Annotated in this window: 6 protein-coding genes and 3 pseudogenes; 7 read left to right on the top strand and 2 right to left on the bottom strand. The window is 63.9% G+C overall.

Features of this window, described 5'->3' with window-relative positions; genetic code table 11:
• Positions 1 to 480: hypothetical protein (locus ACFPMG_RS23160; protein ID WP_376997575.1), on the bottom strand; the 480-nt coding region annotated here is incomplete at its 3' end.
• A gap of 899 nt (positions 481 to 1379) precedes the next feature.
• Between ACFPMG_RS23160 and ACFPMG_RS23155 the strand changes: the two are divergent.
• The 7 genes and pseudogenes from ACFPMG_RS23155 to ACFPMG_RS23125 form a co-directional block, all read left to right on the top strand.
• Positions 1380 to 1778, top strand: a pseudogene (locus tag ACFPMG_RS23155) (Tn3 family transposase); the annotation flags it as partial.
• Positions 1779 to 1835: 57 nt separating this feature from the next.
• Complete coding sequence (locus tag ACFPMG_RS23150) at positions 1836 to 2921, top strand: IS630 family transposase (protein ID WP_376997574.1); 1086 nt, start codon at positions 1836 to 1838, stop codon at positions 2919 to 2921.
• A 119-nt stretch (positions 2922 to 3040) separates the two neighbouring features.
• A pseudogene (locus tag ACFPMG_RS23145) lies at positions 3041 to 3928 on the top strand (Tn3 family transposase); the annotation flags it as partial.
• Positions 3837 to 5041 (top strand): annotated as a pseudogene (locus ACFPMG_RS23140) (ISKra4 family transposase); the annotation flags it as partial. The pseudogenes ACFPMG_RS23145 and ACFPMG_RS23140, both read left to right, overlap by 92 nt.
• A 215-nt stretch (positions 5042 to 5256) precedes the next feature.
• Positions 5257 to 5487 carry a hypothetical protein gene (locus ACFPMG_RS23135; RefSeq protein ID WP_376997573.1) on the top strand — a complete coding sequence of 77 codons (231 nt, stop codon included), beginning with the start codon at positions 5257 to 5259 and terminating at the stop codon, positions 5485 to 5487.
• Positions 5488 to 5735: 248 nt separating this feature from the next.
• Positions 5736 to 6263, top strand: coding sequence for an MbcA/ParS/Xre antitoxin family protein (locus tag ACFPMG_RS23130; protein ID WP_376997572.1), 528 nt, complete (start codon positions 5736 to 5738; stop codon positions 6261 to 6263).
• 4 nt (positions 6264 to 6267) lie between these two features.
• Positions 6268 to 6936 (top strand): RES family NAD+ phosphorylase, encoded by a 669-nt coding sequence (locus ACFPMG_RS23125; protein WP_376997571.1) that lies wholly within the window; start codon positions 6268 to 6270, stop codon positions 6934 to 6936.
• Between the two features lie 118 nt (positions 6937 to 7054).
• Here ACFPMG_RS23125 and ACFPMG_RS23120 read toward each other — a convergent pair.
• Positions 7055 to 7342: DDE-type integrase/transposase/recombinase (locus ACFPMG_RS23120; RefSeq protein WP_376997569.1), on the bottom strand; the 288-nt coding region annotated here is incomplete at its 5' end.

Below are 7342 nucleotides of genomic sequence, written 5' to 3'. Positions count from 1 at the left end.
GAAGCGCTGAGCCCAGACCGTGCCGTGCTGCAGCCAGACCATAACTGCGCTGCCGTCGGCCAGTTGGGCCGCTTCCGAGGATGCCGCATAGGAGAGGGCCAGCCTCCTCTCGCTGCCCACGGCGTTGCCCGCGGCGTCGTAGAACCGGGCATAGACGGCGAAGTTGCCGATAGGGGGTTGGCTGACGGCATCAACCTCGTCCCAGACGATCATGAAGCCACCGTTGCCAAGCCCGGTCACCTTGGGATTGCTCTGGCTCTTGGCAGTGGAGACGTTCACCCGGAATTCGTTGCCCAGGGGTTGGCCATGGCCGTCCAGCAGGCGGGCGTAGACACCGTAACCGCCGCCGTCCTGCCCGTTCGACGCCCAGGTGACCACCTGCGTCCCATTCGCCAGCACCGTCACTGAGGGCTGATGTTGGTCAGACGTTACCGTCGTGTTGACCAAAATTTCAGAACCGGAAATAATACTAACCGCCATGGCACTAATCTCCAAAATTATCTTCTGGTTTAAGCTCAAAAAAATACACGATATTTTATTCTAGCCATGATAAATTTTGGTATTTTCGTGCGTTATTTAGACGCACACGCGCATACACGCATATGCATTTGATGAGGAGGCGCCAAAGTTCTTTTATGATGTTTTCAGCCTGGAGAAGTCAGGTAAAACTTTACCCCTCAAGAAGTTGTAGTGAATCGGGTTATGCAGTCCAGAATGAAACCATCCAAGTGCTGACAGTTCACAGCCGGGGTGATCTGCTACCTCATCACTCCCCTTAGCAGGAGAGCCTACCCGGGCTCGCCACGATTCCCGGTTGGTCCATGCGGCGGCGAATACATCAGCCATCACCTGAACATCACCGGGGATAGCAGTTCATGGCCGAGCAATCTCAACTTCAGGAGAAGCCCAACACCTCCCGCCCCACCGCGTCTTGTAAACGGGAACAGGCGCGTCACCCAGCTATGGCCGGATCATCGCTAACGAGCAGTGCACGCTCAAAATGAAAGCATGCTTAGCCACCTCGTGAAGCACTTTCCATTTTAAAATGCGCGTTTTATCTCAAACATAAATTTCAGATTTCGCTCTGAGTGTTCGTTCTCCACTCAACAGCACCACCGTAAAGTCAACCATCACCGCCCGCTCTACTGACCCGGCATCCGTTTCGCGATGCCGGGCACATCCCGTTCTTGCCCTCATGGGGAACCTGCATGTCCGTCTCCGCCCAGGTGCGCGTTCCGCAGCTTGCCGACCTCTCCGCCCAGATCGGCGCCGGTATGAAAATCTCCCCGCAATTCTTGATCGGCATCGCCAATCAGCACTTCGGCGGCACCATGGCTGCAGGCACCTACACGACGGCGCCCTTCAGCGCCACCGCGGGCCGGCTGATGGGAGCCCTGTTCCGGCGCGCCGAGCGCAAGCGCACGGAACGGCTGACCGACCGGGCCAAGGAGCAGGAACGCCTTGTCTGGATGCACGCGGTGAGCGGCCGGGCTCTCGTCGCCGCCCGACAGAACGGGACCGATCCGTTTGCCGCCATCGAGGCGGCCGTGGGGTGGGAAGCCTATGAGAAGAGCGTCGATCACGCCGTCGGCATCGCCGAGACCGCCGACGAAGGCAACAGCCTGCCCGAGGTGGTGGAGCGGCATGCGTCCGCCCGGCGGTTTGCCCCGACCTTCCTGCAAACCTTTGCCTTCCGCTCGTACCGCAAGTCCGATCCGCTGCTCAAGGCGGTCGACGCCATCAAGGCACTGTATGCGTCGGAAGGCCGGCCGACCCTGGTGTCCTGCCCACGAAGTAGGGTTCCAAAATGTGGGGGCGCTGCCCAGATGTAGGGCATGGCACGAGGACCGAAGATTGAACTGACGGGCGAGGATCACGCCCGTCTGGACAAGCTGTTGACCGCGCCGGGGACTCCGAACCGGCATCTCTGGCGGGCGCGCATTGTACTGTTGTCGGCCGCGGGGCTGGGCACGACGGCGATCGTGCGCCGGGTCGGCAAATCCAAGCAGACGGTGTGGCGCTGGCAGGAGTGCTTCGTGGAGGAGGGCGTGAACGGTCTGTTGCGCGATCGACCGCGCCCGGGCCGGCCGCCGAGCGTGTCGGCGGACGAGGTGCGCGGAGTGGTCGAGACGACGCTGCGCGAAACGCCGGCCAACGCGACGCACTGGAGCACGCGCACGCTCGCCCGCGTGGTTGGGCTGGGGAAGACCACCATCCAGAAAATCTGGCGCGAGCACGGCCTGAAGCCGCACCTGACCAAGGGGTTCAAGGTTTCGAACGTCCCTGCCTTCGTCGAGAAGGTGCGTGACGTGGTCGGCCCGTACATCGACCCGCCGGAGCATGCCGTGGTTCTGTCGGTCGATGAAAAGAGCCAGATCCAGGCGCTGGAGCGCACCCAGGCACCGCTGCCGATGACCCGGGCGCAGCCGCAAACGCGCACCCACGACTACACGCGTCATGGCACAACGACGCTGTTCGCGGCGCTGGACGTGAAGACCGGGCACGTCATCGGTCGCTGCATGATGCGCCACCGGCACCAGGAATTCCTGCGCTTCCTCGGCGTCGTCGACCGCGAGACGCCGGCCCACCTCGACGTTCACCTGATCGCCGACAACTACAAGACCCACAAGCACCCGAAGGTCCAGGCTTGGCTGAAGCGGCATCCGCGCTTCCACATGCACTTCACGCCGAGCTCGGCCTCGTGGCTCAACCTGGTCGAGCGCCTGTTCAGCGAACTGACGTGCAGACGCCTGCGCCGCGGCATCTTCCACTCGGTCGCTCAGCTCCAGGCCGCCATCAACCGCTATCTTCGCGACCGCAACGGGGCGCCCAAGCCGTTCATCTGGACCAAGAGCGCCGACACCATCATCCGAAAGTGGCAACGCGCAAAACGGAACCTTACTTCGCGGGCAGGACACTAGCGAAGGACGCGCCGGTCTCCTTTCTCCAGCGCCGTTGGCGCCCCCTCGTGCTGCCACAGGGTAAGAACCGCGATCGCCGCGCCTATGAAATTGCCGTATTCGCGCATCTGCGCGAACGGCTGTCGGACACCTACATCGCCCTGTTCTCCCGCTTCATCGCCTGCGGTGCCTGGGAGGGCAACCACATCCTGGACTTCGTCACCGAGAGCCGGTCGGCTCTCCAGCCCGACACCCTTCATGCCGATACCCAGGGGCAAAGCGCCCCGATCTTCGGTTTGGCTCACTTGCTCGGCATCCAACTGATGCCGCGGATCTGCAACTGGCAGGACCTGCACTTCTACCGACCGGACAAGGCAAGCCGGTACGAGCACATCGACACGCTGTTCACCGCGACGGTGGACTGGGAGCTGATCGAGACGCTGCTGCCCGACATGCTGCGCGTGGCCCTGTCGGTTCGCGCCGGGCGGATCCGCCCCTCGGCCATTCTGCGCCGGCTCGGCACCTACAGCCGCAAGAACAAGCTGTACTTCGCCTTCCGGGAACTGGGCCGGGTGGTCCGGACGATCTTCCTGCTGAACTTCCTGTCCTCGCTCGAACTGCGCCACTTGATCCAAGCGGCGACCAACAAGAGCGAGCTGTTCAACAAGTGTGCTCAATGGACCGCCTTCGGCGAGAGTGGGCTGGTGAGCGAGGGCGTGCGGGACGAGCAACGCAAGCTGATCAAGTACAACCACTTGGTTTCCAACTTGCTGATTTTCCACACCATCGCATCGATGACGCGGGCCTTGGACCAGATGGCCATCGAGGGGATCGCGGTGGACGCGGACGCCTTGGCCAACCTGAGCCCTTACCAGACCGAACACATCAACCGCTTCGGACACTATACCCTGAACTTCGCGCGTGTTCCCGCTCCCTTGCCGTCGCAGATCGCGGTCCCAGCTCCGCGGTCAGAGGCGCCCTCCGTGGCCATTTCGGCTCAGGAGGTCCCTCAGCTCGCCGATGTGTGAACTTTACGCAGCTTTGGTTACCGTCCCCCGCTTTGAGCCCTGCCGCTGTGGTGTGGCCTGCCGGCGCACCCTGACCCCAGTCGCGGAGATCATGCCCGACCGCTGCACCCCGGAGTACGAACGCGTCCTGGTCGAGATGGGCAGCGCGCTGCCCTACCGGCAGGCGCGGACCTTGCTGGCCGAGTTGCTGCCGTTGGACACGACCCCGGAGGTGGAAACGATCCGCCGGCGCACGCTCCGGGTCGGAGCCCGGCTCGAACGGGCGGCGCTTGTTCCACCAGACGAAGTGGCGAGGGCAACGGCGATCACGCTGGCCATCGACGGGGGCCACGTGCGGTCGGTGCGGACCTACCAGATGCGCTCGTTCGAGGTGATGATCGCGCGGGCGAGCAAATGATCAGGGCCAGGAGGTCCTCTTCAGCAGCCTGCCGGCTGAGGCCGACCGGCAGGTGCGGCAGCTCCAGTATGTCCTGCGCGGCCTGGGGGCGACGGCGACCACGCCGGTCACCATTCTCAGCGACGGCGCGGAAGGCCCGCGGTCCTTGGGCGCAGCGGCCAGTATCGTTCCGATCCACAACGTACTGGACTGGTTCCAATCTGTCGATGCGGATCCAGCACGTGGCGCAAGCGGTCCAGGGCTGGGCCATGGCGACGCCGGACGCCGCGGAGCGGACGACAACGCTGACCGACGCCGTGGCCCGTATCCGCTGGTGGCTCTGGCATGGCCAAACCGAACGGGCTCTGACCTTGATCGGCGAGCTCCTGGCCGATCTCGACGCCGCCGTGGAAACCGTTGGCAACCCGCCGGTCCGGAAGGTGACAACGCTCCTGCGCGCTTTGGAGACCTACGTCGCCGGACAGGCCGACCTGATCATCGACTACGCTGCCGCCCGACACCGGGGCGAAGCCATTTCCACGGCGACGACCGAAAGCACGGTATAGCGCCTTCTGCACCGACGCATGAGCGCCAACCAACAGATGCGTTGGTCTCCGCGCGGTGCCCATCGGATGCTAAAAGTGCGCACCGCGGTGATGAACGGCACCCTCGTCTCGGAGCACACCGGCGCCGAGCCATTCGCCCGTCGACCGTCGCAAAGTTGGGGGGCGGCGTGATGGTCCCCCAACTTTGCGACGGTCTCCCTTGCCGTGAGCGTCCACACCGTGAACCTGGAACACCGACTTGGCCAGATCGAGGCCGATGATCGTGGGCTGCATGGGAAGGACTCCGTCTCCAGAGGGCCGATCCCGTTCAGGTGGTGTCACTCAGAAGTGGGGGCGTCCATCCCATCAGAGCCCTTCTCCTCGAAGTCAAGACTGGCGCGCTTGCCTTGGACATCCACACTGGGATCGGGCAGTTGGCGCTGTACCCGGAACTGATGCCGGAACTAAAGCAGCACCGGCCCGTCCTGCTCCTCCCCGATGCGCCGCCGACCGCGCTGGCGGCAGCGATCGCCGCCCAGGGCGTGAACTGCCACTGGTACGGATGGACGGGAACTACGGCCGGGGAGGGCTCCATCGCGTTTTCCCCTGAGTTCGAATCCCTGTGCGGTCTCTCCTGAGGCCCCGGGGATCCGCCAGGAGGGCTGTCGTCGGCTCGGTCAAGGGGGAAGAGCAGAGTGAAGGCCAAGCCGCAGCCTTCTCCGGTGAAACTTCCAACCGCGAAATACGACAGCCATTATTAAAAAAAGAGGGCGTACGTCCAGCCTCCGCGGCGTCGGCAGGAAGGCATCGAGTAACCTTCGGATGCCTTGACGCCGTCCATATCAGGACTATATAGTCCAAATATGGACAAGGAGGGAACGCCGCCATGCCTGCTCGTACCCACCGCATCGCCGCACCAAGCCCCGGAGGGCTTCCGCTCCTCCAGCCTGACCGGTTCGCCCCGACCAAACGCCGACAACTCAGTGGACCGGCCCTGCGGACCTTTCTGAGCATTGCCGACCGTTGGCGCTGGACAGAGGCCGAGCGCTTGCTGGTACTGGGCTCGCCCAGCCGCTCGACCTACTTCGGCTGGGTCGCCAAAGCGCGCGACGGCCAGGAGATAACCCTGCCTGTCGACGTGCTGCTGCGAATCTCCGCTGTCCTGGGCATCCACAAGGCGCTGATGATCCTGTTCGGCTCGGAGCCGGCTGCTCTGGACTGGCTGACCGGCCCCCACGACGGACCGTCGTTTGGTGGTCAGCCGCCGATGGCGCTGGTCACCAACGGTACGATGGATGGTCCCATGCTGGTCCGTCGCTACCTTGACGCTGCTCGGGGAGGTGCCTTCGGACCACCCGGTCCTATGGACGAGACGAGCACACCCTTCAGCGACGACGACATCGTGATCGTGTGAGACCGTGACGACCACCATCGCCATACCGGAACCGACCAACCGACTCATCCCCTCTCAGTATCCGCCGATTTCGGCCTTCGACAGTGTGACGCAGCCGGACGATCTGGAGGCGGTCATGGAGTTGGAGGGCTGGACAAACGACCGTCTGGTCGAGGAGCGCGTCGCGCGGTTGCCTCGGGACCAGTGGGTCTATGGCACTAGGAACACCTCCGTGGTGATGGCGGCCTTCCTGCACGCTGCCCCCTCAGGGGGGCGCTTCAACAGTGGTGAACTCGGCGCGTGGTACGGAGCGTTGGCTCTCAAGACGGCCCTCGCCGAAGTCGCCCATCACCTTCGACGCGAGGCTGTTTATCGTCGGCGTTCGGAGATGCGGCTGACCTACCGCCTTTATACCGCCCGCCTCTCCGGCGACTTCTTCGACATCCGCGGCCTGCGCACCGCGCGGCCCGAACTGTATGCGTCGGGCGACTACCGCGCCTCCCAAGCGTTCGGTGAGTCAGTGCGAAGGGCAGGGCAGGTGGCTGGCATCGCTTACGACAGCCTGCGCCACAGCGGCGGTGTCAACGCCGTCACCTATAGGCCACGCCAGATCCTGGATGTGACCCAAGCCGATCATTTCGAGATCACCGTGCCCGTCGTCGGAGCCGTCGTGGCACGCAGGCAGGTTCTGTGAGACTCGCGTGCCGTTCGTGCGGCTTGCATCGGCTACAAACCGAGAGCTACGGAGAAGGCACCGTCAACTTGTCGAACGCCGGGCAGAGCGAGGGCGGCGGGCGGCGACCGTCTACGGATTACGCCGCCAGTGGTGCGCCGGCGACTTCGGCCCAGACCTGGAACGCCTGGGCGCGGGCCTTCCGATAGTCAGTGACGGAACTGTGGTCGCGGCGGAGATGAAACAGGTTGGCGATCGGGTCGTGAATGGCGAGGAAACGCTGGACCTGGGCGGGGTCTTTGAAGCGCTTTCTTTGCCGTTCGCGCCGACGAGTGGGTTGGTGGGAATTCTCGACCCGGTTGTTCAGTCCCTTGTGCTGGCGGTGCTCCACCCCCGGCATGATCGCCCGCTTGGCGGCGGCGTAGGC

The organism is Azospirillum himalayense (assembly GCF_042657465.1).
GTDB lineage: Bacteria > Pseudomonadota > Alphaproteobacteria > Azospirillales > Azospirillaceae > Azospirillum > Azospirillum himalayense.
This window is presented reverse-complemented; position numbering and strand designations above follow the sequence as displayed.